This window comes from Bradyrhizobium sp. CIR48, assembly GCF_014198315.1.
GTDB lineage: Bacteria > Pseudomonadota > Alphaproteobacteria > Rhizobiales > Xanthobacteraceae > Bradyrhizobium.
Genome location: NZ_JACIHG010000013.1, coordinates 1 through 26,534, shown reverse-complemented (window position 1 = coordinate 26,534; position 26,534 = coordinate 1). Strand labels below are relative to the sequence as shown.

At 62.2% G+C, this 26,534-nt stretch carries 25 protein-coding genes and 1 pseudogene; 6 read left to right on the top strand and 20 right to left on the bottom strand.

Annotation, left to right across the window (positions count from 1 at the left end; all coding sequences use genetic code 11):
- Window positions 1-454 precede the first annotated feature (454 nt).
- The 11 genes from GGD66_RS33095 to GGD66_RS33045 all read right to left on the bottom strand — a co-directional run bounded on the left by GGD66_RS33095 (window position 455) and on the right by GGD66_RS33045 (window position 6,427).
- A complete protein-coding gene (locus GGD66_RS33095) occupies window positions 455-1,363 on the bottom strand; it encodes a lytic transglycosylase domain-containing protein (protein ID WP_246789102.1) in 909 nt (302 codons plus the stop codon).
- A gap of 4 nt (window positions 1,364-1,367) precedes the next feature.
- Window positions 1,368-1,703 carry a DUF736 domain-containing protein gene (locus tag GGD66_RS33090; RefSeq protein ID WP_183260734.1) on the bottom strand — a complete coding sequence of 112 codons (336 nt, stop codon included), beginning with the start codon at window positions 1,701-1,703 and terminating at the stop codon, window positions 1,368-1,370.
- A 34-nt stretch (window positions 1,704-1,737) separates the two neighbouring features.
- Complete coding sequence (locus tag GGD66_RS33085) at window positions 1,738-2,283, bottom strand: S26 family signal peptidase (protein WP_183260733.1); 546 nt, start codon at window positions 2,281-2,283, stop codon at window positions 1,738-1,740.
- Window positions 2,280-2,798 carry a DUF2840 domain-containing protein gene (locus GGD66_RS33080; protein ID WP_183260732.1) on the bottom strand — a complete coding sequence of 173 codons (519 nt, stop codon included), beginning with the start codon at window positions 2,796-2,798 and terminating at the stop codon, window positions 2,280-2,282. The genes GGD66_RS33085 and GGD66_RS33080 overlap by 4 nt, the downstream gene beginning before the upstream one ends.
- Complete coding sequence (locus GGD66_RS33075; RefSeq protein WP_183260730.1) at window positions 2,785-3,048, bottom strand: hypothetical protein; 264 nt, start codon at window positions 3,046-3,048, stop codon at window positions 2,785-2,787. The genes GGD66_RS33080 and GGD66_RS33075 overlap by 14 nt, the downstream gene beginning before the upstream one ends.
- Window positions 3,045-3,683 carry a ParA family partition ATPase gene (parA, locus tag GGD66_RS33070; RefSeq protein ID WP_183260728.1) on the bottom strand — a complete coding sequence of 213 codons (639 nt, stop codon included), beginning with the start codon at window positions 3,681-3,683 and terminating at the stop codon, window positions 3,045-3,047. Before parA ends, GGD66_RS33075 begins: the two co-directional genes overlap by 4 nt.
- Complete coding sequence (locus GGD66_RS33065) at window positions 3,680-4,795, bottom strand: replication initiator protein A (protein WP_183260726.1); 1,116 nt, start codon at window positions 4,793-4,795, stop codon at window positions 3,680-3,682. The genes parA and GGD66_RS33065 overlap by 4 nt, the downstream gene beginning before the upstream one ends.
- Window positions 4,796-4,810: 15 nt before the next feature.
- Window positions 4,811-5,062 (bottom strand): AlpA family transcriptional regulator, encoded by a 252-nt coding sequence (locus GGD66_RS33060; protein WP_091878671.1) that lies wholly within the window; start codon window positions 5,060-5,062, stop codon window positions 4,811-4,813.
- Between the two features lie 202 nt (window positions 5,063-5,264).
- Window positions 5,265-5,780 (bottom strand): DUF2285 domain-containing protein, encoded by a 516-nt coding sequence (locus tag GGD66_RS33055; RefSeq protein ID WP_183260724.1) that lies wholly within the window; start codon window positions 5,778-5,780, stop codon window positions 5,265-5,267.
- 61 nt (window positions 5,781-5,841) lie between these two features.
- A complete protein-coding gene (locus tag GGD66_RS41715) occupies window positions 5,842-6,051 on the bottom strand; it encodes a transcriptional regulator domain-containing protein (protein WP_091878676.1) in 210 nt (69 codons plus the stop codon).
- 112 nt (window positions 6,052-6,163) lie between these two features.
- Complete coding sequence (locus GGD66_RS33045) at window positions 6,164-6,427, bottom strand: DNA -binding domain-containing protein (RefSeq protein WP_183260723.1); 264 nt, start codon at window positions 6,425-6,427, stop codon at window positions 6,164-6,166.
- Window positions 6,428-6,655: 228 nt separating this feature from the next.
- On the opposite strand from GGD66_RS33045, the gene GGD66_RS33040 reads away from it, so the two are divergent.
- Window positions 6,656-6,889, top strand: a complete 234-nt coding sequence (locus tag GGD66_RS33040) for a helix-turn-helix domain-containing protein (protein ID WP_183260720.1) — start codon at window positions 6,656-6,658, stop codon at window positions 6,887-6,889.
- Between the two features lie 164 nt (window positions 6,890-7,053).
- Window positions 7,054-7,464, top strand: coding sequence for a hypothetical protein (locus GGD66_RS33035; RefSeq protein WP_183260718.1), 411 nt, complete (start codon window positions 7,054-7,056; stop codon window positions 7,462-7,464).
- Between the two features lie 115 nt (window positions 7,465-7,579).
- Here the strand turns inward: GGD66_RS33035 and GGD66_RS33030 are convergent, their stop codons facing one another.
- Window positions 7,580-7,906, bottom strand: a complete 327-nt coding sequence (locus tag GGD66_RS33030) for a DUF736 domain-containing protein (protein ID WP_183260716.1) — start codon at window positions 7,904-7,906, stop codon at window positions 7,580-7,582.
- Window positions 7,907-8,940: 1,034 nt separating this feature from the next.
- Here GGD66_RS33030 and GGD66_RS33025 point away from each other — a divergent pair.
- On the top strand, window positions 8,941-10,266 hold the full coding sequence (locus GGD66_RS33025) for a DUF3422 family protein (protein WP_183260714.1): 1,326 nt from the start codon (window positions 8,941-8,943) through the stop codon (window positions 10,264-10,266).
- A gap of 133 nt (window positions 10,267-10,399) precedes the next feature.
- Here the strand turns inward: GGD66_RS33025 and GGD66_RS33020 are convergent, their stop codons facing one another.
- Complete coding sequence (locus GGD66_RS33020; RefSeq protein WP_183260712.1) at window positions 10,400-10,726, bottom strand: DUF736 domain-containing protein; 327 nt, start codon at window positions 10,724-10,726, stop codon at window positions 10,400-10,402.
- 601 nt (window positions 10,727-11,327) lie between these two features.
- The gene (locus GGD66_RS33015; RefSeq protein WP_183260710.1) at window positions 11,328-11,756 is read right to left on the bottom strand and encodes a hypothetical protein; all 429 of its coding nucleotides are present in this window, start codon (window positions 11,754-11,756) and stop codon (window positions 11,328-11,330) included.
- A 672-nt stretch (window positions 11,757-12,428) separates the two neighbouring features.
- Here GGD66_RS33015 and GGD66_RS33010 point away from each other — a divergent pair.
- Both GGD66_RS33010 and GGD66_RS33005 read left to right on the top strand, forming a co-directional pair.
- Window positions 12,429-14,111: an outer membrane beta-barrel protein gene (locus GGD66_RS33010; protein ID WP_246789100.1), complete on the top strand. Its 1,683-nt coding sequence runs from the start codon at window positions 12,429-12,431 to the stop codon at window positions 14,109-14,111.
- An 814-nt stretch (window positions 14,112-14,925) separates the two neighbouring features.
- Window positions 14,926-15,683 (top strand): annotated as a pseudogene (locus tag GGD66_RS33005) (class I SAM-dependent methyltransferase).
- 35 nt (window positions 15,684-15,718) lie between these two features.
- Here the strand turns inward: GGD66_RS33005 and GGD66_RS33000 are convergent.
- Window positions 15,719-16,159, bottom strand: a complete 441-nt coding sequence (locus tag GGD66_RS33000) for a hypothetical protein (RefSeq protein ID WP_183260706.1) — start codon at window positions 16,157-16,159, stop codon at window positions 15,719-15,721.
- Window positions 16,160-16,655: 496 nt separating this feature from the next.
- Between GGD66_RS33000 and GGD66_RS32995 the strand changes: the two genes are divergently transcribed.
- Window positions 16,656-17,120, top strand: a complete 465-nt coding sequence (locus tag GGD66_RS32995) for a hypothetical protein (protein ID WP_246789098.1) — start codon at window positions 16,656-16,658, stop codon at window positions 17,118-17,120.
- Window positions 17,121-17,193: 73 nt separating this feature from the next.
- Here the strand turns inward: GGD66_RS32995 and GGD66_RS32990 are convergent, their stop codons facing one another.
- From GGD66_RS32990 to GGD66_RS32970, 5 genes are all read right to left on the bottom strand, one after another.
- The gene (locus tag GGD66_RS32990; protein WP_183260704.1) at window positions 17,194-18,123 is read right to left on the bottom strand and encodes a DUF2493 domain-containing protein; all 930 of its coding nucleotides are present in this window, start codon (window positions 18,121-18,123) and stop codon (window positions 17,194-17,196) included.
- A gap of 328 nt (window positions 18,124-18,451) precedes the next feature.
- Window positions 18,452-19,510, bottom strand: coding sequence for a toprim domain-containing protein (locus tag GGD66_RS32985; protein WP_183260702.1), 1,059 nt, complete (start codon window positions 19,508-19,510; stop codon window positions 18,452-18,454).
- Entirely contained in the window at window positions 19,510-23,832 is a 4,323-nt protein-coding gene (locus tag GGD66_RS32980) for a strawberry notch-like NTP hydrolase domain-containing protein (RefSeq protein WP_183260699.1), read from the bottom strand. Before GGD66_RS32980 ends, GGD66_RS32985 begins: the two co-directional genes overlap by 1 nt.
- Window positions 23,833-24,019: 187 nt before the next feature.
- Window positions 24,020-26,137 carry a ParB/RepB/Spo0J family partition protein gene (locus GGD66_RS32975; protein ID WP_183260697.1) on the bottom strand — a complete coding sequence of 706 codons (2,118 nt, stop codon included), beginning with the start codon at window positions 26,135-26,137 and terminating at the stop codon, window positions 24,020-24,022.
- Between the two features lie 103 nt (window positions 26,138-26,240).
- Window positions 26,241-26,534, bottom strand: a 294-nt coding sequence (locus GGD66_RS32970) for a zincin-like metallopeptidase domain-containing protein (RefSeq protein WP_246789096.1), incomplete at its 5' end; no start/stop codon positions are given.

Below are 26,534 nucleotides of genomic sequence, written 5' to 3'. Positions count from 1 at the left end.
CAACAGACTCTCCGTACTCGCGGCGATTTGCGACAAAATGCAGTTCGGGTCGTTGCGGTAGATCCTTCAATGGCGCCTGCCCGAACACGTCGGCTCGTGGCCGATTCATTGCGGAAGAGCCGCCGCGACTTGGCAGTTGACTTGCGAAGCCTCAAGTGTTTGCGCGCATTTGCGATAGCGATCGTTACCCGAAGGGCCGAGACACCCGTAGGGTGGCTCGGTGAGGAGCGAAGCGACGAGTAGAGCGCGGGCCGAAGGCATCGCCCGTATTCCATCAGCACGTCATTTTTGCACTCCTCCGCGAACTCTTGCTCGCGTGAGCGAGGGTCGTTTAGTAGCAAACCCGAAAGTCTTAGCGATGATCGTGTTGCAGCGTTTCGAATGCAAACCGAATGTCCGTTACGGGGCGCCAGCTTGCGCCAATCTGAGCGTCGATTTTGATGATGCCGTGGAGTCATTGCGATCGTCCCGTTGTCGAAAGTGCAACGAAGAGGCCTTCTGATTGGGGCGCAATCGCCGATACATCGTGCACCGGAGCGACGGTCTGCCTGTCGTGCGCCGGTTGGTTGAGTGTCGCTCGCGCGGCAAATGACTGCTCGTCAGCGAGCCCGAAAAAGAGCGGCGCCCGCGTCCAGGATGAGCGAGAAGAGACCGCGAGGAGAAGAGGTCCTGGTGCCCCCTCCGCATCGACAAAAGGGACGATGGCCGCGACATAGGCGACGGTCTCCACGGGCAGTGGACGATGTCGATCCCGAAACTCCTCGTAGCGGCCGGGGCCTGCATTGTAGGCCGCGAGAAATCCTGGCGAGCCGTAGCGGTCGTGCAGCTCGCGAAGGAAGGCGGCGCCAGCGAGGATGTTGTCATGAGGATCGAAGGGATCGCGCCCGAGACCATGACGCGCACGCATGTCCGCCCAAGTCTTGGGCATGAGTTGCATCAGGCCGAGCGCGCCCTTGGGTGACACAGCACGCCGATCGCCGTTGCTCTCAATGCGCATGACGGCGCGAATCCATGCTGCCGGAATGCCAAAGCGCTGCGCGGCTTCCGTCACGAAAATAGCATAGCGATCGTTCGCCGGTTGACCGCGCGCCGGCGCTTTTTCTGCTGACACTGCCGGCATTGATCCGGCAATCGCCAGCAGGCCGGTAAGGAGGAGAACAGCAATGCCCGCCGTGGCTCCGCCATCACGGCGAGGCGTCGTGCCGCCTACCGGCGACGCGCGCGAACCGCCGGTTTGACAACCGACTTGCGCGGCGGTGGGCCGACGGTGGCGCGGAACGGAGGGATGAGACGGCTCTGCCGCGAACAAAGGGTTGGAGCTTCGATGCGCCTTGTCGGCGGCACGCGTGATGGGACTCTGCATGCCATCAGTCCCGCTCGGCGCGCTGGGGTAGACGATTCCAGTTCAGCGTCCAGGCCGATTTGTCGTCGCCCGACTGGAAGAGATTGGCACGGATCGGTCGCGGCAGCGCCGGGTCGTCGATGATGAGCGAAACATAATCGCCGGCCTTCTCGCCGGTGCGTTTCCAACCTGCGCCGATCTCCGGGCCCTCGGCATCGCCGAGGCGGATGCGGTAGTCCGGCGCGTTCTCGGCATCCGAGGATTCGGCCGGGACGAGGGTGAGAATCCGCTCGAAGAAAAGCGTCTCTAAGCGTCCAGTGAAGCCGGACTTCTCGCGGGTGAACTGACCGATATGCGCCATGGGTAACCTCCTGGTGGGCGGGTTGAGAAGCGGGCTAATGGGTCGCGGCACGCCAGACGAAACGGCCGTCGGCGGCCTCATCGGTCCAAAGCGGGACCGCGCGCGCGACGATCGAGCTGACGGGCAGTGAGCCGAAGTAGCGGCCGTCCAGGCTGTCCGGAACGGTCGGGTTCATGAGGAAGACCTCGCCGGGCTCAAGCGTGGTGCATCCACTCCAACGCGGCAGCGGACGGCCGAGATGGTCGCGATCGTGGGCGGCGCCGACATCGACAGCGTCGACGGTGATGGCATCACCGGACCGGCACACGGTCTGTCCAGGCAGCGCCATCACGCGCTTCAGCAGCGGCACACCTTTCGGAAGAAAGCCGCCATCTGCGAGGACGTTCGCGATGGGCTCAGGGAGCCGCACTGCGACCAGTTCGAGAGCGTGCAGCTGTCCGACCGGACGTAGTGTGTAAAGCCCAATCGGTGTGCTCGCGGTGGCGTTCCAGATCAGCCGCGGCGCGGGATGAAGGAACGCCAGGCCACCGGCGGCGAGCATCGCGATGTACGTCAACATGACATAACCAAATCGGCTCATGGCGTGACGCTCCGGCGCTTGAGCCAGGCGACGTGCTGCTCGCGCGTGTAGGCGCGCGGCACGTGGTCGGCGGCGAGGCGGTTGTGGAGATGGCGCCAGTATTCGGGGGCAGCGTCGGCCGGATCGATGGCGAGCGCCTCGATGGCGTCGACCGCCTGCAACACGCGCTCGACCTTCGGCCAGCTATCGACGCGCAGCAGGATCTCTCCGCCCGGCCGAACGAATGGCAGCGTCTGATAGCGCTGGCCCGCCTCCACGGCGCGCACGATGTCCATGCGCGATACCACGGTGCCGTAGTCGTTCGAGGCCCAGCGGACGAAGCCGAAGATGCTGCCGGGGGCAAAACTTGAAACGCTGCGGCGGCGATCGAGAATCTTCTCCTCGGCCCGATGACCGAAGCGCAGCCAATGCTCAATCCTCTTCTCGATCCAGGTCAGCTCGACATGGGTGAGCGCAACGCTCCGCCGATGCGAGGGCGACACGGCACGCGGCGGCAAGGCCTCATTGTCGTTCACGACGGCTCTCCGGTCTCAGTGGGAATTCTCGCGCCAGCAATTCGCGCAGCATGTCGGCGACTGTGACGCCGCGCTGGAACGCGGCGACCTTGATGCGGCCCCGCAGCCCCGGCGTGACGTCGATTGTCAGGCGCGCGGTCAATGCTGCTGTGTTATCTGTGCGACGCCGCGACGCGTCGCTGGCCTTGACCCAGCCTTCGGCATCGCCAGGTCGCGACGCGAAGCCGCGCTTGGAGGAGCGCCCGCTCATGGCGCGAGCCTCGCGACTTCGGCAGCGAGCGCGGTGATCTCGCCGGATGCTGTACTCTGCTGGGCAAACTCGACGACGAGCCGACCCGACTGCGCGGCGTCGGCGAAGACGACACGCTGCCCGATGGTGGTGGCGAGCACTGGCGGATCGTGATCGGCGAGCGTCTCGGCTGTCGCGCGAGCGATGCCCGTGCGCGTATCGCAGCGATTGAGCACGAAGCGAGCGGAGAGCTTCGGATGATAGATGCGAGCCTCGCGCAGCAGAGCCAGCATCTCCGCCGACGCCCAGCCGTCGAATGGTGACGGCTGCACAGGAATCAGCACCAGGTCAGCGGCCAGTAGCGCCGATCGTATCAATCGAGCGACGCGCGGCGGCCCGTCAATGACGACATGATCCGCAGTGCGCGCGATCTCCGGCGCCTCGCGGTGGAGTGTATCCCGCGCGAGGCCAATGACGCCGAATAGCGGCGAGACGTTCTCCCGCGCCCGCTGCTGCGACCAGTCTAATGCCGAGCCTTGGGGGTCGGCATCGAGCAGCGTTACACGCTTTCCGCGCAGCGCCCATTCGCCTGCGAGGTGCAGGGCCAGCGTCGTCTTGCCGACGCCGCCCTTCTGGTTGAGCACCGCGACAATCATTGCTTGCCTCCCGCCTTATGGCCGGGACGCGGCAAAAATTGTTGACTTGCGTGCTTGGTTGGCGGCTCATGAGCACTCGCGGCGTTATCCGCAGGAGGCACACCCCCACTACAAAAGTTAGATTCTAAGTTAGACTCTAAGTTAGGGCGAGAAATCGCCTTTTCTTGCCAGTGCCTTAGCTGCGGTTCGCACTCCCGAAATCCCGATACCGGCACGCCCGAAGTCCCGATAGCGCGAACGCCCGAAGTCCCGAGATGATTCACAGCGCCATCCACAGATGCTGTGAAAGACTTGCCTGGCAGGATGCGCAGGAGTTCGCGGTGCTCCCTGCGTTCGATGCGCAGGCGGTAACCTGGCAGCGGTTGACGGGCCGCAATGCGGCGGAGATCAAAGGCGAAGTCAGCGGGCTTGGCGAGGCTGCCGGATTTCTCGTGGAGGTGTGCGATCTCAAACAGCCATCCTGTTGGCTGGCGGCCGGCATGCTTGCGCGCGACGCGGTAGAGCCAGCGCTCGATACCGCCGGTCAGGCTGAAGTAGGCCGGGTCAATCGTGAGAACGAGCGAGCGGTCGATGACGCCGCGGTAGAACCAGTCGGGGAGGACAAATTCCATGCCCTCCACGCGGCCATCGCGCCGCGCGCACTCCTCCCATTCGTTGATCCAGGAGAACTGGTGGCGCCGCCAATGCTCGCCCTGCCGGATGCTGGTGCGGATAACGGTCGCCTGCAGGCGCGTTAACGCCCCCTTCAAGAGCTTGTAATCTCGCGCCCCTGTCTGTCTGCCGACTGCGATCAGGAGCTGGTAAGGGGTAAAGCGCAGGAAGCGTGAGGTCTTCAGGCCAAGATTCTCAGCCTCGACGATCTGGCTCGCCGCCCAAATCAGCACGTCGGCATCCCAGATGGTCGCCATGCCGTGCTCAGGGACCGCATAGACTTCCACACACACGTCGCCGGCCTGGTAGAGGATCGGGCGCGTGCGTTTGGCCTTGGCGAGCGAGAAGAAGGGCCGCTCCATCAGATCGCGCTGATCGCGCGGGCTGGCATCGCCCGTGGCGATGACGAACGGATCGAGCTTGCTTCGCTCGCTCGGCGTGATAAGGCGGCGCGACGACATGGGCGAGCGTTGCCTTTAGCGATGCGCGTTGCCGGCGGCCCGCGCCTCGACGTAGCGCGGGTCCGACGTCGAGCTGCAAGCGGCCTGATCGGCCCAGGCTTCGAGATCGCCGATGGAATAGACGACGCGCCCGCCGAGTTTGCGGAAGGTCGGACCGTTGCCGTGGCAGCGATACTTCTCGAGCGTACGTGGCGAGAGGCCGAGGAGGCGAGCGGCCTCAGGGGTGCGCACGTAGCGCGTCGTGAGCTGCGCGGTTCGGTCGAGCATGGGCGATCTCCGTCTTGCCTTGAAGCGCCGCAGCCAAGTCGCGGCTTGTCGGGGCCAGAGTGGCGGAGAGTTTTGGCGTTGGGGGTGGACGAAAATTCGCGTTCGATTGTGTCCCCCCACGGTCGCAACCGGGCGAAGCCAGGCGCTACCAGCGAGGCGCGGGTTAACTTATCGGGACGGATGGCTTGGAGGGAGGCGGCTATCAGAGGCCGCGCAGGAGTTTCAGATAGTCGCGCTCGACCAGGGCGATCGAATCATGAATGAGCCGGTTCGCCTTACGACGGGCATGAGAATCCTTCCACTCGACTGAACGACGATGGGCGTGGTCGGAGGCGAGCACCTTCGCTGCAACGTCGCGCGGGCCGCCGCCGAGGTCGTGGACGTCGAAGGCGTGAAGGAGCTGAATCAATCGCCGTTTCTGGAAGGCCGTCAGCCGCAAGGCCACCGGCAGAAGACCGGTACGCTGGCCAGCAAGGCAGCGCGCGAGGTGTAGCGCCACCTCGGCCCGCAGCTCGCCCATGCTGTCGAGCGGCACAAGCACGGCAGGGTGGCGCAGCGCCTGCTCGTCACGCAAGCGGACGTGCAGCTCACCCGACCCGTCCGCAATGGCCAGAGCGCGACCGTCAGCATCGGACAGCTCGACGAGCGACTGCCCCAACGCAACGCGATCAATCGAACGGAGGGTATCGAAGCCCGGCGGCGCCGTCTCCAGGATCAAGGTCCCCGGTGATGCCACAGGAAGCCAGATGGCTGGCTCGGGCCCTACCGGAGAGACTGGATCATGGGCGACACCGCAACCTCCATCGACGTGCGAAACTCATTCGGATGGTGTCGGGATCAGCGCCCTCGCGCGCGATCTGGCGCTCAATTCGGGCGAAGTCGCGGCGGTAGTCGGCGTTGCGGCGAAGGAATTCCAGGGCAAATCCGGGGCGCTCAAGGCGGTTCAGGCGTTCGATGGTCTCCGGCGAGCGCCAGTACTGGGTTGGCATGGTCGGTCTTCTCGTCTTTGTGCCCCATGCCACCATCCAAAAAGGCGACAGGAGAGAATAGACCCTGAGGTTGCATCACACGATATCGCAATTTGCATGATTGGGGCCCAGCTCACTGCATCCGCGGTTGCAACAATTGCTGATATCCGGATTGCACCATCCATCGCGCACGGGCGAGATGGCTGTCATGGACGGTTTTGGCCCGATCCGGTTCCAGAACAGGGTCGAGGCCGAAGATCACCTGGACCACCTCACGCCAGTCCGCCCCCTCTTCGTCGGCCATCAACAACCGGACGTAGATTGCAAGATGTTTTTCGTCGTACGCGTTTACGCGATCGGTTTTTGGCGGCCGGTCCTGGAATGGCATTTCGTTCATGGCAATCGTCCCCCACAACATTGACGCAACGTCAGCCTCATTGATTTGCCGCGGAACTTCGTAGGCCGCGAAATGTCACATCATAGCGCCGCGATGCGTAGACCGCATCACGGCGCTCCCCGCAAACGGCAAACAGGCCTCCGGCAGAACTCATGAATAGCATGGTGACGCACGAATCGGAACGATCGTTCCTGGAACGATCGTTCCGATGTGAGTTCCCTTGTCGCCATGGATCTCAAGGAGGTCATGGCGATCAATCTGCGTCGGATACGTCATGTGAAGAAAATGACGCAAGAAGAGTTGGCCGATGGCGCCGGACTAAGCGTCCGTTACGTCGGCGCAATTGAACGCGCAAACGTGTCGGCCAGCGTTACCGTGCTCGGCCGAATCGCGGAGGCCCTGGGGGTCGAGGCAACCGATCTGATCAAGCGAACGGCGGTTCATCCTCATCGCGCTCGATGAAGCAACGAATTTGTGCTCCATCGCAGCCTTGGCGCGTTATAAATCAACTGAGCATTGACTCACGCAAAAGTTGATAGGCGGCTTTACGTAAATCTGGTCTGTCTCCAGAGACGCATATCTGTCCAGGGACGGAACGGCATGCTGGGCGAGATGGAGTGGGTGTTATGACCCTGTATGAGCACTTGCCAGCCGACATCCGCGAAGTCGTGGACGCCTACGTCGCGGACCTCAGGCCCCAACCTTGGCGAACTCGCTTCCGCTTGCTGATTGATCTCCTTCAAGAGAAATTGGAGACTGGGGCCGCCGCTGAGCACTGGCGTCTGCTTCAACAATGGACCGGCATAGTGACGGCGATCTTGGAACTCCTGCCGCCTGACAGTTCGGTCGTTGAATGTTTGGGGTTGATGAGCATCAGCTTCAACGACCAATGGCGCGCTCAGGCGCTCGCGCAGATCGAGCGGGATCCTACGGTGCTGGATCGTCTCGTCGCGATCTGCCCCGACTGGGGAGACATTGTTGAAACCGTGGTAGAGACCAATCAAAGACGGCCGATCAAAGCGGCACGCGGCCGCTGATCTAAATCGATTACGCCCTCCCCGCTTCCACCGTCACGGCCAACGAGGTCCTTCGCGGCTCTTGACGCCTGCGATGCCTCGCCCGGACCAGCCGGGCGAGGCATTGTGGGTCGGGTTAGTCGCCATTGCTGCGGCTGGGGCGGGACCAGATCAAGCTGAAGCCCTCGCCCTCCTCGTCGTCGAAGAGGTTAGCGAAGATCGGAGCAGTGAAGCTCGGATCGTCGAGCTTGAGGCTCAGATAGTCGCGGCCCTCGTTGGAGCGCTTGGACCAGCTGGCCCCGATCTCAACTCGGCCGCAGTAGACCCGGTGGCTGGGGCTGTTCTCGCCCGAGCGGTTGGTTTCGGGGACGATGCGGACGTTCCTAGCCTGGAGCGAGAGGGTGACGATTTCGCCGGTGAACTCGTTCGAGCCGGTCTTCTTGAAGGTGCCGATGGTCGCCATGGTGGTTCTCCTTGATCTCTGTTTTCCGAGCCCGCACCGTGCGGCCTCGATGGTGGTCGAAAGGCCGGAGGCGATCGACGGCGCACCCCGAAGGAGCCGAAGCGCCAGCGAAGGATGGCAGCAGAGCGACTTTCTTGTTTCGCGAGGAATGACGGCGCAGCCGGCAGGGGAAGAAAGTCGATCGGCGCCGTTGCGCTATAGGCGATCGAGGCTTTAGCTGTCCTTCGGCCAGATCCACCCATCGGAGAGGCCGTACGGTGCGCTCGATCTAGACTAAACAGAGCTGACATCAAGGAGAACACGGCGATGCCGAGTCCCGCCGGGAAGTCGGCCCAACCAATTCAGTGGTGATTGGCTCTTTGTGCTACCAGGCGCAGATTTCCGCTTCCGCGATCACTGCCTCGGCCCTACGCCCCACTCACAATAGTCGTCGACAGTATCTGTGATCCGCCGCTATTTATCGATCGCTCACAAGGCGCCACGTACCTGCATCCCTGTGACGCCGGTCGAGCCGCGAAGTTTGCGCTGCTCTGAATGACGCTTCAAAGTCGAGGACGGCGAGCGCTCCAGCTGCGTGATCAAGTCAACCTCACGTGACGTGACGTTATCGGCCCATCGCCGAGCCTTGCGCCGCGGGTCCGGGCGCAGTTGCTCGCAGGGCTCTGCAACGACAAATCCAACGAGAGCGCAGCCGCTCAAACAGTGGCAGCGGCCGGGCGAGCGATCACCTTGCCGAAAACAGGCAATTCCCCGTGGCCTGTGCCACGTGCGCTTTCTGTCAGAATACAAGCGCGCTTCATGTCTGAAACCCGCCTCCGACTGTCTTCTAAAGCCACATTGCGAAAAAAGAGCGAGAGTGCCCCTTCTATCGTGCTGGCCCAAATCCTGCACCGACTCTCTGCGCCAGAAAGTTTGGCGACAGTGATCGTCGACATGACTTGATCAGCAGCCACATGCAACCGCTTCCCAGCACCGCCATTGCCTCCCGCGTCAAGACTGACGGTGCCTGCTAACCCTGAGGCGAGGATCCATAGATGATTGATGAACTGGATCTGCGAACCTTTACGCCACACCCGCAACGCGACGCTGTGCTCGGCGAAGTGCACGCGCGCCCTTTCATGCGCCTTGTTTCGCCCTTCAGCGTGATCCATTTCGCTTTTCTTGCACAGGGCGAGGCGACCACAAGCGATCGCTGCCGTTTTATCGATTTTTGCCTCGATCGCAATCTTACGCCGCCCGAGCAATCGGCGAAGCTTCATCAGATTGTCATCGGGCCCGCTACGCTACGCTGGGAGCAGCATTCGGAATTTACAACATTCACCTGGATCTGGACTAACGCAAATTGTTCTGCCGCAGACCAATTTGACAAAGTTGATGGTACCGTCCGATCGCTGATCCGCGCGTTGCGTCAGACCGGACAGTTGCTGGTCGCGATCAGGCTAGAAGTGGAGCGGGACGCCTCGCCGACCAGGCGGGCCGAACAGATTTTTGACAAGAACAGCCTGGCCATGGTTGCCACAAAGAGCGGCACAGGCGTTGCCGCCTCAGATTTCCGCGTAGACGAAAAAGGCTTCACGAAAATCCTCGTCTGCGACCTCGGGTTGACGTCGCACGATCTCGGAGCGCTGGTGCAACGGCTTCTGGAAATCGAGACCTACCGTCCATTGGCGCTGCTTGGCCTGTCGGCGGCCCTTGAGCTTGCACCATCTGTTGATCGCATCGACCGCCGTCTTGTAGAGGCGCTCGAGAAAATGCAAACCGGTGAGGGGCTGCAGTTCAACAACCATCTGCTTGCCGAGCTGACGGCTCTGGCCGCCTCCTTCGAAAGAGGCGCGACGGGCAGCCTGTTTCGATTCGGCGCCAGCAGGGCCTATAACGAGCTGGTCCAATCGCGACTATCCATCATCGAAGGCAACGATGTCTCGGGCTATCCAACCTGGTCGTCGTTTCTGGCACGCCGCATGGCGCCGGCGATGCGAACCTGCGCAACTGTGGAGGATCGCCAGGCAACTTTGTCGGTCAAGCTCGCGCGCGCCGCCGATCTGTTGCGAACCCGGGTCGACGTCGAAATCGAACGACAGAATCGTGACCTGTTGCAGGCTATCAACGAGCGCGCGAGACAGCAACTTCGGCTGCAGTGCACGGTCGAAGGATTGTCGGTCGGGGCGATCGGATATTATGTGGTCAGCCTGTTTAGCTATCTTGCCAAGGGCGCGCATGATGTCGGACTGCGAGTAGAGCCCTCGTTCCTGACCGCAGCCTTCGTGCCGATCGCGGTCGGCGTGATCTGGCTGGTGAGTTACAATGTCCGAAAGCGACACCTCAAGCACGATGACGCGCCCTCGGTTACTTGCGAGTAAAGCTCAGGGAATCGGTTCAACCATCCTGCGAAGCTCGCATGGTCGGGGTGCGACGCTGCCGCAAGATCGCGGCCGGCTCTTGCGCAAGGTAATGCCCCGCCCGGACCAGCCGGGCGAGGCATTGTGGATCGGGTCAGTCGCCGTTGCGACGGCTGGGACGGGACCAGATCAGGCTGAAGCCCTCACCTTCCTCGTCGGCGAAGAGGTTGGCGAAGATCGGAGCGGTGAAGCTCGGATCGTCGAGCTTCAGACCCAGATAATCGCGGCCCTCGTTGGAGCGCTTGGACCAGGCGGCTCCGATCTCCACACGGCCGACATAGACCCGGTGGCTCGGTGCGTTGTCGCCGGAGCGGTTGGTTTCGGGGACAATCCGGACGTTCCTGGCCTGGAGCGAGAGGGTCACGATCTCGCCGGTGAGCTCGTTGTTGCCGGTCTTCTTGAAGGTGCCGATGGTCGCCATAGTAGTTCTCCTTGATCTCTGTTTTCCAAGCCCGCACCTTGCGGCCTCGATGGTGATCGACAGGCCTGAGGCGATCGACGGCGCACCCCGAAGGGGCCTGACAGCAAAGGAGCAACTTTCTTGGCTCGCGCGAGGAATGACGGCGCAGCCGGCAGGGGAAGAAAGTTGTGACGCCGCTGTTGCGCCTTAGGCGATCGAGGCGTCAGCCGTCCTTCGGGCAGATCAATCCATCGAAGAGGCCGTTCGTGCGCTCGGCATACAGAACTGACGTCAAGGAGAATGTGGCGAGTTCAACCGCACCGAGAGGCCGGCAAGTGATTTCGATGGTGACACGCGCCCTCTCCCTTCAGCAACGGACGGATTTGGTGTCGTGATTACGCGTCGGCCGCGCGGCCCGTTCACATTTATTGTCGCCGCATCCTTTGAGATGCGACCGCTTGGTCCATGCCTCCATGATCATCGTGACGAAGCCGGGGCGCAAGCTTGTTGATCGGAGCTCCAACGGCCAGCCCGCTCGCGTTCGAATTTCGACGAAGAGGACCATGAGGATTGCGGACATCTGGTCCAGTCCCGCCCGTCGACGCGACGCCTTCAGTGGGCGCTACCATTGTCCGGCAGGTCCGGGGGCGGCCATTCCAGTGAAGCGGATGAACGCCGTGATGCCGACGGCAATGGCGCCTACGACAGCAAATATCGTCTGCCAGATTGGTGAAGGCATCGCCATCAGGACGATTCCATATGTGGCGCTATAGCCCGCGACGGTAGCGGGCGCGACGTAGAGAAGGACGATCAGGAGCCGAACCTTAGCCCATGGCGCGAGAGCGAGCGCAAGCCGGGCGACACCGAAGGTTAGTCCGCCTGCCAGGAGGCCCATTGCGACGCCTCCGAGCAAGCCGGCTCCCGTATGGAAGCCCAATACGGCGATCGTCATGCCAACGAAGACCGGGAGTGCAGAGGCAGCGAGCATGAACACCAGCCAACAGAACAAGCCGATGACGAGGATAATGAGTGGTGGTCCGAGGATGATCATGGCGGTGGGCTCCGTGAGATAGAAGTCTGGCGGCTGCGCCTTACCACCACGGCGCGAGCGACACTATAGCACGAACGCAGCGACCGGAATCGTCACAAATCCAGTTGCGCGATTTTGTCGTTAGGGCCGAACTTGTAATCAAAGGGCTCGTGGTATCGGCATTTGACCCTTTCTGATATTCAACTAGGCGCCTGCCGTTTGAAATCACCTAGCGCAATCAATTTCGGGAAAGTCCTGTGTCCTTTTCCATTTCGACGGCCACTCCATCGTGTGTGTTGCTTTTGAGCATCCGGGGTCACAATCGCCACTTACTCCAAAGCCCTGATTGTTTTCCGTTGGCGGCGCTTTGGCGCGCAACTACTCCACGCAATTACTAAGAGTCGCGCATTGGATCTCCCCTCGCAAATGTCGGGCTATGGGAGATTGTCGGAAGCTCAGATTGTGAAATTTGAGACAACAGTCGCCAAGTTGACGCGACAAACCCTTCCGAAAACCCTGCAAAACATACGAATTCAGTTTGGCACATGCATTGCTTCATTCGTGCATCATCACCAATCGCAGTGCGGTGATTTTCGGAGCGGATCTGGCACGCGTTGCCGCGAGTGTCAGTCTTAAGAAGCCGGTGTGGACCGGGAAAGTGCAGGGCCTTTGATGAAGTCGAGAGTTCTTCTGTTGGGTGCCACGACGATTGTGGTCATGGCCAGCGGTGCGGCCAACGCGCGCCTTGAGCCAGAACCGAAGCTGCCGCTGGTCGTATGGAACTGGTCGGGTGGCTATATCGGCGGACACGCCGGCGGTGGGTACGGCCGAACTTCCTTCAGCAATCCCTACGGTCCCTCGATTTATGGCGGTATCGTGGAAAGCCCGGCATTTCTCGCGGGTGGCCAGATCGGCTACAATTGGCAGAACAGCAGCTGGGTGTTTGGCGTCGAACTCGATGCCAGCGGCGTCGTTTCCGAAGGCACAAATACCTGCCTCGCTCATTCGGGCCTGGTTGTGAGCGCAAACTGCATCGCAGGTCCCAGCCTCTTCGCCACCGGGACTGGCCGAATTGGTTACGCCTTTGGCGCACTCGGGCTCACGCTGGCGTATATCAAGGGAGGTGTAGCCTGGCAAAACAATAGAGGCGATGTCGTCAACAACTTTGAAGCCGGCTACGTGGCCCAGGAGAAAACCCATTTCGACTATGGTCGTCTCGGTGGCGTCATCGGGCTGGGCATCGAGCAAGCGATTACGCCTGCGTGGTCGGTGAACGTCGAGTATGACTATCTGCATTTTGGCGGTCCGAGTGTGGCAACGGCTCCGACAGTACAACGGCCACCACTTGCTATTCTGCCAGCGAACACAACCAGCCTGTCCAGCAACTATCACATCGGAAAGATCGGCCTTAACTACCATTTCGACGCCGCCCCAAAGGCCGCACAATGGTCTAATGCTCCGCTGTACACGAAGGCACCCGCGAGCGTGCAGCCCGTTCCTTACGCGAGCGGTTGGTCGTTCGAAGGCGGCTCGCGGCTCTGGCTCAGCCGGGGAAGATTCCAGTGGGATCACAGCGCAGCGGGCAGAGACCAAGATCCCGGCTTGCTGATCTCGAGGCTCACCTATCATCGACAGGACGGATTCTCCGGGGAGTTATTCGGCCGTGTTGACAGTCCCTGGGGAGTATTCCTGAAGAGCAACCTTGGTATCGGGGCCTTCAACAAAGGGAAGTCGAATGATGAAGACTGGTTGCCCCACAAGGGACGGTCCTACCAGAACACCATTTCAGATGAGTCAAACGGAAGGTTCACATATTACACGGCCGACGTCGGTTACGATGTCCTGCGCGGCACGAACTACAAGGTCGGTGGATTTCTAGGCTGGACATATTACGGGCAGAGCTCGGACTCGACCGGTTGCGTTGAGTTCGCCAATCCACGGCATCGATGTCTGAAGCCGGGTGACAACAGGATTGTTGGCAGCGAGGATACGCAATGGAATGCGCCTCGAATCGGCCTGAGCGCCGAAACCATGCTGACCGAGCGCTGGCGCCTGAACGCTGATGTCGCTTACCTGCCCTGGACCAATTTCATCGGGCGGGATAATCACCTCCTGCGCGACGTGACCACCTTTGCGGAACAACGCGGCAGTGGTGGTGGCGGCGTCCAGATCGAAGGCGTGCTGTCCTACTTTATCACGGATAACGTCAGCGTCGGCGTTGGTGGTCGCTATTGGGCCATGTGGACCAAAAGGGACGCCGAGTCTATGCACTGCGGCAACGGCTGCATCGAGCACTCGCCCTCATTTGCGAAGTACAGCATGGAGCGCTGGGGTACATTCTTTCAGGCTTCTTACAAGTTCGATTCAAAGACTTGATCTTGGCCAGCTCGAGACTACTTCCCGAGCCATCCAGGCCTGCTCGTGAGCATCGACGTCGCGCCAAACAGCGACGCCGACGTCGTGGATACCGATGGTGAAGCACCTCGGAATCGAGCAGAGCTCAGCTCGCTTGCAAAGAATGAGTGCCAGCCGGTGCGAGCCCCACACGCCTCTCGAGTCCCTTCCGGCCCGCGAAGCCTCAGTGCCGACACGCTTGCACCCACCACCCGGCCTTCCTTGAGGTTTTTCCGACCTCCTTCGATCGTCTCATGAGAATAGCAGCAAGTGTCAGCACTTTCACTTCGCTCTCGAACAATAATTTCAATGCAAGCGTTCTCAAGTTGAGGAAACGCGGCAACGTTCAGGTTGGCTCGGAAATGGGAAGCTGCGCTGCGGAACTGCTTGCTGTAGCGCACTGCGGCGCGCGAGAAGGCCTCGATGTCGCGCGCTCCGGCAAACTCTGCGAGCGCGGCATTGTGATCATCCGAAAGTCCGGGATGAGCTTGCGGACTTATACCGCCTACTCCGACTTTTAAGAACGACGACCGCGAAGGTCACATTTTCTTCGAAAACCCCGTGCTAACTGTCGTCTGATTGTCGCGGCCGGATGTACGCCGTGGCATGACGGGAGTCCCGGCTTTCATGCCGGGGTTTTTCGTTTCCAGCGCGAGAAGTCCGCCGATTCAAGATGCCTTTGTGCAGCTTGATTTGAGTAGACTCATGACGTGTCACAGCCCACCACGACAACTCTGCTTGGATATCTAAGCATCGTCTGGACAACACAGAGCGACAAGCCGAATAGCAGGCAGACATGGCGCAGAATATTTACGACAGTCCCGATTTCTTCGCTGGCTACAGCAAGTTGCTCCGGCAGGTGCATGGGTTGGAAGGTGCTCCTGAATGGCCTGCGATCCGAGCTATGCTGCCCTCTCTGGACGGAAAACGTGTCGTCGATCTCGGATGTGGCTTCGGCTGGGCCTCGCGCTGGATGCGGGAGCAGGGAGCGGCCTCAGTCCTTGGTGTCGATTTGTCGCAGAGCATGATCGAGCGTGCCAGGGCGGACACAACGGACGCCGCGATCAAGTACCGCATCGCCGATCTTGAGACGCTGGACCTACCCGAGTCGGCTTTCGACCTCGCCTACAGCTCGCTGGCTTTTCACTATGTTCAGAATTTTGGCCGTCTCGTGCATGTGATCCGAAAGGCGTTGGTTCCCGACGGGCATTCGTCTTTACGATTGAACATCCGATCTTCATGGCAGCCGCACATCCGCACTGGATTAGTGATGAGGAGGGCCGCAAAACTTGGCCGGTCAATCGATATTCCGTTGAGGGTGAACGTCGGACGGACTGGTTCGCCCCGGGCGTCCTGAAATACCATAGGACGGTGGGCACTACCCTGAACACGCTGATCGGCGCTGGCTTTCAAATTCGGCGGGTCGAGGAGTTTGCCCCGACACACGAGCAGATCCAGCAGACGCCGCAATTGGCCGAAGAACTAGAACGCCCGATGATGCTGATCGTGTCCGCGTCCACATCGATCGCCGGCGAAGCTTCGAAACCGTCGTGACTGGGTCGTACCGGGCCGCCGCCCCAGTACACATGTCAGCCCCGCGCCAAGCGCTGTCTTGCTGGTCCGTCCGCGGCCATTCCAGTGAAGCGGATGAAAGCTGTGATGCTGACGGCAACGGCTCCGACGACCGCGAAAACGGTCTGCCACCTGGGTGAAGACATCGCCATCTGGGCAATTCCGTGCGTGGCACTGTAACCGGCGACGGTGGCGGGCGCGACGTAGAGGATGATGACGAAGAGCCGGAGCCAAGTCCATGTCACGAGGGCGAGCGCGAGTTGGCCGATGCCGAAGGTTGCGGCGCCAGCCACGAGAGCGACAGCGATGCCGCCCAGAGTTCCGGCTCCCGTGTGGAAGGCCCAAAATCCAATCGTTACGCCGGCGAAGACGGGCAACGCGAAGACTGCAAGCGTGAAGAGCAGCCAGGCGAAGAACCCTATGACGAGGAAAACAAGCAGTGGTCCCAAGGTGATCATGGTGGTGGGCTCCGTGAGATAAAGGTCTGACGGTCGCGCCTTCCACCACCACCACGGCGCGAACGCAGTATAGCAGCAAACGGCGGCGACGGAATCGTCACAAATCCAGTTGTGTGCGACAGCCAAAGTGACCATATTGAGCGCCAGTAGCCGATCGCCTGGGCTGCAAGCGACCCAAAAGGCGGCATCTCGATTTCCCAATCGAACACCCCACGGCAACCATTCTGCCGGCGCGCGGTGGTCATGAAGCGCTTGTGACTGCCATTAAGACGCCGGACTGAAATGGATTTGCCATGTCTTCGATCCAAAAGGAATGCGCAGACTTTCTGCGTACAACGTTCAACAATCTGACTGGCAGCAAGCTTGGGTCAGGTCACGCTCACGAGATCGTTGCTGCGTATTTTGGCTATCAACCGCAGCGGCTTTAAGGGTCGAGCCCACATACCAGCTTTCTGCTTTGAACGAAGCCGCGATCCTAATACCTGATCTGCGCTTGATGGATCAGCGCCTGCAGCAGCTCAATGGTCTTCCCACAGGCCTACCCAACGTTGACGAACTAGCGTCGCAGCTGTCCAGCTTTCTCAGTGCAAACGGCTACCTTTCAGGTGAGGTTTGGTACACCCGAGATCTCGAGGAGCATATCAACGTGTCCTTCATTCAAGAGGATCCCATGATGATCGAGGACGCTCTCTCGGGTGAGATGGCCATGACGAACGCTTTATTTGACGAGCTCTATATCGACAAAGTAAGCCTCGACGTCGGAGACGATGTGCTCGTGGCAAATGTCTCAGGCGCTCTCAATGGAGAGAACGATCCGGATAAGCCGTTCAGCGGGGATTCCATCGTTTTCACGTCGATGATGACATTTGAGCGTGTGGCCGGTCGAATCGGCTATAGGCGGCCGGAGCTGGAGACATCGGGCGCCATTGATGACTCGCATTATTATGACGAGGACGCCTGAGCCTGCTCGATATTTGTGCCGCGATTGAGATTTCAGCTCACTCATCGTTTTGCACGACAAAGTACGGCGGAGTCTATGCGCCGCCAAACTTCCAGACCGGGACGCCAAGCTTTTTCGCCTTGTCGGCGAGGTTGTCCTGGATGCCGGTGCCGGGGAAGTGCATCACGCCGATGGGTAGCGTCTCCAGCATCGCATCGTTGCGTTTGAATGGCGCTGCCTTGGCATGTTTCGTCCAGTCGGGCTTGAAGGCGATCTGCGGCACCTTGCGGTTATCGGCCCATTTGGCGGCGATGAGCTCGGCGCCCTTGGGCGATCCGCCGTGCAGCAGCACCATATCCGGGTGTTTCGCATGCACCTGATCAAGCCTGGCCCAGATTAACCGGTGGTCGTTGAAGTCGAGCCCGCCTGTGAGCGCCACCTTCGGTCCTGCGGGCAGGAGCACCTGATTGTCGGCGCGCTTCTTCGCCGTCAGGAAATCGCGGCTGTCGATCATGGCGGACGTCAGATTGCGGTGATTGACCTTCGACCCGTTGCGCGGCCGCCAAGCGGAATGGGTGTGGCGTTCGAACTCGTCGGCAGCCTGGTCGCGCATGAGCTCGAAGGCGCCTCGTCGCTCGATCAGCGTCTGCCCTTCCGCCGTCAGTCGCTCCAGCTCGACGGATTTGATCTCGCTGCCGTCCTGCTCGCGCTGCGAGCGCTGCTGCGCCAGTTCGTTGTCGTCAAGCTCGCGCTCGATCCTGTCAATGGCGCGATGGAAGACGTTCACCGTCGACCAGAGCAGGTCTTCGAGGTCGGGCTCAAGTCGGGTATCGGACAGCGCCACTACGAGGGCATCAAAGATGTCGGCGATGCTGCCGGCGAGGACTCGCGCTTCGGGGAGCCCGCGGGGATCGGGCTCGTCGTGGAAGGGCCGGTAGCCGTAGAGTTGGAGTTCCTGGAGGATGTGGTCGGTCGGGGATGAACCGTGGCGCGGCTCGAAATCATTGTCGTGGTCGGCGGTCATTGCGCTGCCCTCGTCGGATCGACCGCGCCCATCGCGGCCTTCATGGCGACGAAAGCGGCAGGCGGAGCGGACTTGCACCCGCAGCGCGAGCTGTGGGCCGCAGCCTTGGCGGAGGACCGAAGGGGGCCGACTATTTTGCCTCGCGATGTAAAGGCGGCTCTGCCGCCGACGGAAAATAGTCGGCCCACGAGGTTGCCGGTCCGGGCCGCTTGCCGCCCGATCGCCCTCTTAAGAAGGCCCTGGGAGCGGTCCTCTCCGGCAACGAGGGAAGCATGATCACCGGCCACGCGGTAACGAAGCAGCCGCCTCGCCCCTCGTCCCGTTCCGGCTATGCCGCCAACTCCATGAAGCGCGCGACGTCCTGCGCCGCGATCTGCGCGCGGCTCGCGGCCCGAAGGGCGTCAAATCCGAGCAAGCGAATATCTTCGTTGAAGTCGCCAAGCCGTGGCGAGATCACGATCGCCTCGATCCCGGCCTCCTGCGCCCGGTCGATCAAGGTCGCCATGGCGCCGTCACCGGCGGGATCGTCGTCGCGGGCGATGTAGAGCCGGCGGAGTGTTTCCGGGAGAAGGATGGCGGAGAGATGCGCCGCCGAGAGGGCTGCGGCCGTCGGCATGGTCGGCAGGACGCTGCGGAGCGACAGCATCGTCTCGATACCCTCGCCGGCCGCCATGACGTCGCCAGCTACGCCAAATCGGACGGCGTGACCAAGCAGGTCGCCCATCGCCCGCCTCGGCGTGTCGATCCGCGCCTTGCCGAGCGTCGTCTCGCTGAAGCCGCCGGGGTCAAGCCAGGTACGATGCGCGCCGGTCAGGTGGCCGGAGAGATCGGTGACGGCGGCAATCATCGCCGGCCAGGTCTCGGTTGAGCTGTGGTCGTCAGGTCGGTAGTAGCAACGTGGGTGAAAGCGCAGACTTCCGGTTTCGTGCAAAGCCGTAATTCCGCGATTGCGGAGATACGCTTCGACGAGTGTGCCCGCGATCGACCGCGACATGCCGAAGAGTCGCCGCGCCGCCTCTGGCGATCCGAGGGGTGCGGGGGATTTTCTCGACAGGCGATTTGGCTCTGGCTCCAGTTCTGGACGCGGCAGACTCAGAAAGCGTCGTGCTTCAGTGACGACATCGCGGAAGTCCAGGAGACCGCAACTCTCGCGGATCACGTCGAGGAGATCGCCATGTTCGGCCGAGGCAGCATCGGTCCATTTGCCCGCGGGTCCCTTCACCGATTCCTGAAGTCGCACGAACATTGAGCGACCAGGCGTATTACGGACGTCGCCCACCATCCAGTAGCGGCCCTGCCGCCGTCCGTTGGGCAGATAGTGGCGGCACACCGCCTCGGCGTCACGCGCGAGACGGCGGGCCAGTTCGGATGCGTCGTCGCGGGCCATCAGGCGGCCTCCCGGTCGCCGACGCGCACGACCGGATAGCGGTCGAGCACCTTTGCCAACACCCCGGCTCCGGTCGCGTCTGTCGGCACGAACATGCGCAGCTTCCACGAGATGATCTCGCTGAAGAGGCCGTAGGCGCGCAGCCGGTCGCGCATCGTATCGGTGAAGCCGGACAGCTCGATGCGATGGGCACCCATCACGCGGACACGACGGAGCTGCAGGTCCTCGGCTAGGTCGAGGACGGTGCGTCCCTCCATCAGCGCCGAGAAAGCCTCCTGCGGGCCCAAGCTGCTGGTTTCGGTCGCGCAAGCGTTCGCCGCCCAGGCCGGCGAGACCCTACGACCGATGATGCGCTCGCCATTGTCGGTCTGAAGCCGATAGATCCGGCCCGACTCGTTCGGAAGCCGCTTCCAAATCGGCAGCAGCAAGCCGGCGACGATATGGAGGGTGCTCTCAGCGAACTCGGGGACCTCAAGGACTTCGCCGTTCCAGGCTGCTGCGAAGGCCTCGCGATCCGCAAGCTGCCAATGGCTCTCGTCCATCATCTTCATTGAAGCGTGATGGTGCTCCATCGGACGGACTAGCCGCACGCGGCGTTCGATCTCGCCGTCATCGAGCATGAAGCTCGGTGCGGGAATCTGCACCGCAGCGCGCCCCGAGCGCTCATTGATCAGCAGCACCGCCCGAGCATCGACGAGATAATCGAGCGCTTGATCCAGCCTCATTGAGCGTTTGCGCCGGCGTTCGGTGATCGTGAGCAGCCGGGTTTCCGCGCCAGTCGCGGGGTGCGTGTAGATCGGGTGCCCATCGGCGACGACGAAGCTGTCGGCCTGCAGTGTCTCCAGGCCGACGTCGTAGACGCCGCTGGCGATGGCACCCTCGACCTTGGCGTTCAGCAATTGCTCGAAGGCCGTGAACAGCAGACCTTGCAGGTCGATGGTGAGCGCGAGCAGGCGGTTGAGGAACGTCGTGATCGGCGGCAGGTCGTCCTTGATGCCGTTGTCGTCCACGAGCTTTAAGCCCGTGGCGTCCTCGAAGGTCTGGAGCGAGCAGCCTTCGACTTTGCCGCGGGCGAGCAGCAGGTAGAGCTGGCGCAGGGCGTCGCGGGCGTAGTGGCTCTCAAGATTGTCCTCGGGCCGGAATAGACCCTGGCCGCCGGTTTGGCGCTGGCCGCGCGTGATCGCGCCCAGCGTGTCGAGCCGGCGCGCAATGGTCGAGAGGAAGCGCTTCTCCGCCTTCACGTCAGTCGCGATGGGGCGGAACAGCGGGGGTTGCGCCTGATTGGTGCGGTTCGTTCGACCGAGCCCCTGGATCGCGGCATCGGCCTTCCAGCCCGGCTCGAGCAAATAATGGACGCGAAGCCTGCGATTCCGCGCCGAGAGCTCGGCGTGGTAGCTGCGGCCGGTGCCGCCGGCTTCCGAGAAGACGAGGATGCGCTTCATGTCGTCCATGAAGGCGGCGGTCTCGGCGAGATTGGCAGAGGCTGAACGGTTCTCGACGGCAAGGCGGTCACCCCTGCGCACCACGCGCCGCGAACGGCCGGTCACTTCCGCCACGAGGTCAGTGCCGAAACGCTGCACGATCTGGTCGAGCGCGCCGGGAACGGGCGGAAGCGACGCGAGGCGCTCGATCAGCTCATTGCGGCGGGCAACGGCCTCGCGGCTCTCGACCGGCTGGCCATCACGGAAGACGGGCCGGGACGAGAGATTGCCGTCGCTGTCAGTGAAGGGCTCATAGAGCTGCACTGGGAAGGAATGGGCGAGGTAATCCAGCACGTACTCGCGCGGCGTGATGTCCACCCGGACGTCGTTCCATTCCTCAGGTGGGATTTCGGCTAGCCGCCGCTCCATCAGCGCCTCGCCGGTCGAGACGATCTGGATGACGGCGGCATGGCCCTCGGCCAGGTCCCGCTCGATCGCGCGGACCAGGGTCGGCGTCTTCATGCTGGTGAGCAGATGGCCGAAGAAGCGCTGCTTGGCGGACTCGAAGGCCGAGCGCGCGGCCGACTTGGCCTGACGATTAAGCGTGCCGGTCTCACCGGTGATGTTGGCGGCCTGCATCGCCGCGTCGAGGTGATTGTGGATGACGCTGAAGGCGCCGGCGTAGGCGTCGTAGATACGCCGCTGCTCGTCGGTGAGCTGGTGCTCGACGAGCTCGTATTCGACGCCGTCGTAGGAAAGCGAGCGTGCGGTATAAAGGCCGAGCGAGCGAAGGTCGCGGGAGAGCACCTCCATCGCCGCAACGCCACCCTCCTCGATTGCCTCGACGAACTCAGCGCGCGTGGCGAACGGAAAATCCTCACCGCCCCAGAGCCCGAGCCGCTGGGCATAGGCGAGATTGTGGACCGTGGTGGCGCCTGTCGCCGAGACATAGACTACGCGGGCATTGGGCAGCGCATGCTGAAGGCGCAAGCCCGCACGCCCCTGTTGCGAGGGCGCGACATCGCCCCGCTCGCCCTTGCCGCCACCGGCATTCTGCATGGCATGGCTTTCGTCGAAAATGATGACGCCGTCGAAGTCGGAGCCCAACCATTGAACGATCTGCCGCACGCGCGAAAGCTTCTCGCCGCGGTCGTCGGACCGCAGCGTAGCGTAGGTTAAAAATAGGATGCCTTCGGGCAACCGGATGTCGTGGCCTTGAGGGAAGCGCGAGAGCGGGGTGACCAACAGACGCTCCATGCCGAGCGCCGACCAGTCGCGCTGCGCGTCCTCGAGCAGTTTGTCGGATTTCGAGATCCAGACCGCCTTGCGCCGGCCGTGCAGCCAATTGTCGAGAATGATACCAGCGGACTGGCGACCTTTGCCGGCGCCGGTGCCATCGCCGAGCATGAAGCCTCGACGGAAGCGGACGGCGTTCTGCGCATCGTCGCTGGCGGCGGTAATAAGGTCGAAGGTCTCGTCAACGGTCCAGGCGCCGGCGAGATAGCTACCGTGGGCCTCGCCGGCATAAATCACCGTCTCGAGCTGGGCGTCGGACAGGATGCCGTCGCGGACGAGGTTCGCCGGCAGGCGCGGCCGATAGCTTGGCTTTGGCGGCTCGACCGAGGCCATCGCCGCGGATTGCACGAGCTTTGTCGGATGCGTGCACGATCCGGGAATACGGATCGACTGCAAACCGTACTCCTCGTAAAGCGCATCGGTCAGCCGGGTGCCTTCCGGCGACGACCATTCGACTGTCTCATACGCAAGTTCGACACTTTCTGGTGCGGCGCTTATCGAAGAGGACGATGAGCGCGGTGCAACGGTGCGGGTCGATCGCGACATCGCTGGCCGCTCAATAGCGGCGATCTCCGATGGCCTGGCGACGGGCAGCCTTGGAGGCACATGTTGGTTCACCCAGTCAAGCAAGGTAGCGACATCGGCGGCCATGCCTGGCGAGGCAGGAAAAGCCGTCGGATCGGCAGCAGGCTGCTTGTCGATAACAAGCAGCCTCGTATCGGTCTGAGTGCCATGCTTGGCGTAGACGGCGCCGCCGATCGCCGCAGAAAACACCACCCGCCCGCGTTCCTGGAGCCGCACAAAGGCATCCCACCATGCCGGATTGTCCGGCGCGAAGCTTGCCCCGGCGATGGCGACGAGGCGCCCGCCGTCGCAAAGGCGTGCCAAGGCTGAAGCGATGTGCCGGAGAGCGGCGTCCGCCATCCGTCGTTCAACGCTCGCCAACGCCGAGAACGGCGGGTTCATCAGGACGACGCTCGGTGCGACACCATCGTCGAGGTGGTCATCGATCTGTGCCGCATCTAACCGCGTGACCTTAACACCCGCGAACAGATGCTCGAGCATCCCCGCCCTGGACTCGGCCAACTCGTTCAATAGCAAAGCTCCGCCAGCGAGCTCGGCAAAGATGGCGAGCAAACCGGTCCCCGCAGAGGGCTCCAGAACGCGGTCGGCCGGCGTAATGCCGCCTGCGGTGCAAGCGGCAAGCCCAAGCGGGATCGGCGTCGAGAATTGCTGAAACAACTGGCTATCCTCGGAGCGCCGCGTATGGGTCGGCAGAAGACCGGCCACTCGTGCAAGCATCGGCAGCATAGCGGTCGTTGAGCCAGCCTTCGCGCGCATGGCAGAGCCGAACTTGCGAAGGAACAGAACGGTGGCCGCCTCGCAGACGTCATAGGCGGTCTTCCAGTTCCAGACGCCGGCCGTGTCCGAAGCACCGAAGGCAGCTTCCATGGCGCCACGCAGAACGACGGCATCGATGCGACGGCCACGTTCGAGATCAGTCAGGAGTTGTCGCGCGGCCCTGACGGCGGCTGAGGTGAGACTTGCAGCGGCACGCATCGACAGAGGCGCAGCGGCAGAGCCGCCGGAGATAGATTCGGTCATGGCAGGATTTCTTCAGGAGAGCAGGAACGGGTCGAACCATCAGGCGCTCTCCTCTGACCCCGACGGCTCAAACCCTTCCCGGCCCGACTCTCCCTCTCAGCCCTCGCCCATAATAATGGGGGACCGGCGCTGTACACCGGCCCCCAAGCAACTGAGGGACGACCCGAGCCATCCCGATCGATGATGTTCACTCAGCCGCGTCGAGCTGTTGCGGATCATCGTCGCCGGCGTTCTCCGGGTCCTCCTCGTCGGCAAGGAATTCGGGCAGCGAGCCCGCTTCGCCCTCCTGCTCCACTGGCGCCACATCGGGATCGACGAGACGCAGCGGCTCCGGCAACCAACCCGAGCCATCCAGAAGACGCTCGGCCTCCTTGGCCATGTCGGCCTTCTTCAGATGGTCGATCAGTTGTGCCGACGACTCGCCCTTGGCTTCCCGCACCGCCTCCAGAATACGGGGCTTGGTGACCCGGCCGAGATAGTTGTCGGCGGTCGGTCGCCAGCCAGCCTGCACCATGTCGAGCCCGACCGCGCGCGCCAGCACATCGGCTTGGTCGAGACGCGTGCGGACACCGTGAGCGGAAACACGGCCCTGATTGTAGCGGTTGGCTGGCTCATAGACGGCGTTGACCGCAAATGAGGCACAGTGGGCGAACAGCGACGCCTGTGCACCGCCATCGAGAGCCGTCAGCACATCCCAGAGATCGTTCTCGCTCTTCGGCAACCGTGCCGTCCAGGCCTCATGCCGCGCCTCGACAGCCTTGGCGGAGACGCTTTCTCTCAGCCCTGGAGCTTGAGCGGGAAAGTTCGGCGTGCGAAGGCCGATCTCAAGACAGCTACCGGACGATGCGAACCGGTAAAAGGCCGTCAGCACGAAGTTATGCAACACCGCCTGGAACGCGACCGCAGGATTTTCTGCCAGCGCATCCCGCAGTGCCAGCGTGCGATGCGCCGTCAGCTCGGTGATCAGCCGATCCGGCAGAGGCTTGGCCGCGTCTTCATCATCATCCTCGGCATCGGGAGCGCTACCCGCGACCGCGATCACCGTGCGCTGGACGGAAGGGCCCTCTTCTTGACCTTCGGTCGACGACACGTCGGCGTCCTGCCCGACATCAGGATCAGATGCCGGCATCTCGTCCTCTGGCCGGACGTAACCCCGGTACACGGAGAGGCGTCCTTCGGAATCGATACTTATGAAGACACCAGCTCGGGCGATCTCTGTCGGTTCGTAAAACACTGGCCGGTCTTCGAAAGCCGCCAACGCCGACTCGATTTCGCCGAGACGCTGGTCGACCTCGTCGGGCAGCTCGTCTGCATCGTGATAGTCCGATTCGAGCTTGGCCTGCTCGGCGTTCAGCGCATCGATGGTGGCCTGCTCCTCAGGCGAGAGATCGACAGGTCTGCCCTCGATTTCTCTTAGGCCTTGGGTGTGACCGTAGGGGAACTCTACGGCGACCGATATCCACTTCCAACCTTCCGCGGCAATCGTCTCAGCCTCGGCCTTGAGCTTTTCGGTTACGAGGCGGTCGAGCAGCACGACGTCCTGAAGCCAGCCGCCGTCGTCGTGCTCGAACAGATCCCGCAGAACGCCGCCGCCCGCGCTCTGATAGGCATCGAGGCCCACAAATTGGGCGCGGCGATCGGACCCGCGTACGGTGTTCTCGGTGAGCAAGCGCCGGATCTGGTAAGGCTCGTCATAGCCGGAACGGCTGACATTCTCCCAGACTTGCTCCTGGCGGGCGTGATCGGCCGTGACCGAGAACGCCATGAGCTGCTCGAGCGTCATGCCGTCTTCGGCATAGACCTCATGCAGCTTCGGCGACACCGACGCCAGCCGCAGCCGCTGCTTGACAATTGCAGGGTTCACGAAGTGCCTGGCGGCGATGTCTTCCTCGGTCATGCCGAGATCGCGGAGAGTCTGGAAGGCGCGAAACTGATCGAGCGGGTGCAGACCGACCCGCTCATCGTTCTCCGCCACCGAATCGTCCGCGGCGATGCCCCCTTCACGCACAACGCACGGCACCGCCTGCGTTTTGGACATCCGCTTCTGTTTCACCAGAAGCTCGAGGGCACGATAGCGCCTGCCGCCCGCCGGCACCTCGAACATGCCGGTCTCGTTGCCATCTGCATCAACGACGGCCCGGACGCTCAGACTTTGCAGAAGCGTCCGCTGCGCGATGCTCTCGGCTAGCTGCTCGATCGAGACACCGGCCTTGACCCGGCGAACGTTCGACTGGCTGAGCACGAGCTTGTTGAAGGGAATGTCCCGGGAAGGCGACAGCGTGATCTTTTGTACGGCTTTCGTCATTTTGGCTCTCCACGACGGGCGGCCGTGAGACTCTCTCTCGGCTTCCAACCCGTCGCGAACAGCCTCCCCTCCTCTCACTCTCGCGCGGCCACGAGGCCAAGAATCATGCCGCTTCGTGATCGGCGACAACCGAATCCAGCGACGCGGGCTCAACGGCCCCGGGAACGAAGCCGAGCAAATAGTCCGCGGCCTTGCTCCCCTGTGAGGCGGCACGCACGATGGCCCGATTGTCTTCGCGCAGGACCTCAAGCCAGGAGCCGATATAATCGGCATGGCGCACGGTCGGGACGATCCCGAGCGACGCGCAGCTGAACGCGGAGCTCAACTCGGCGACATATCCTGACAGTCCAGCCCCTTTTTGAAATCTTACCCCGTTGGGGATGGTGGTGATCATGCC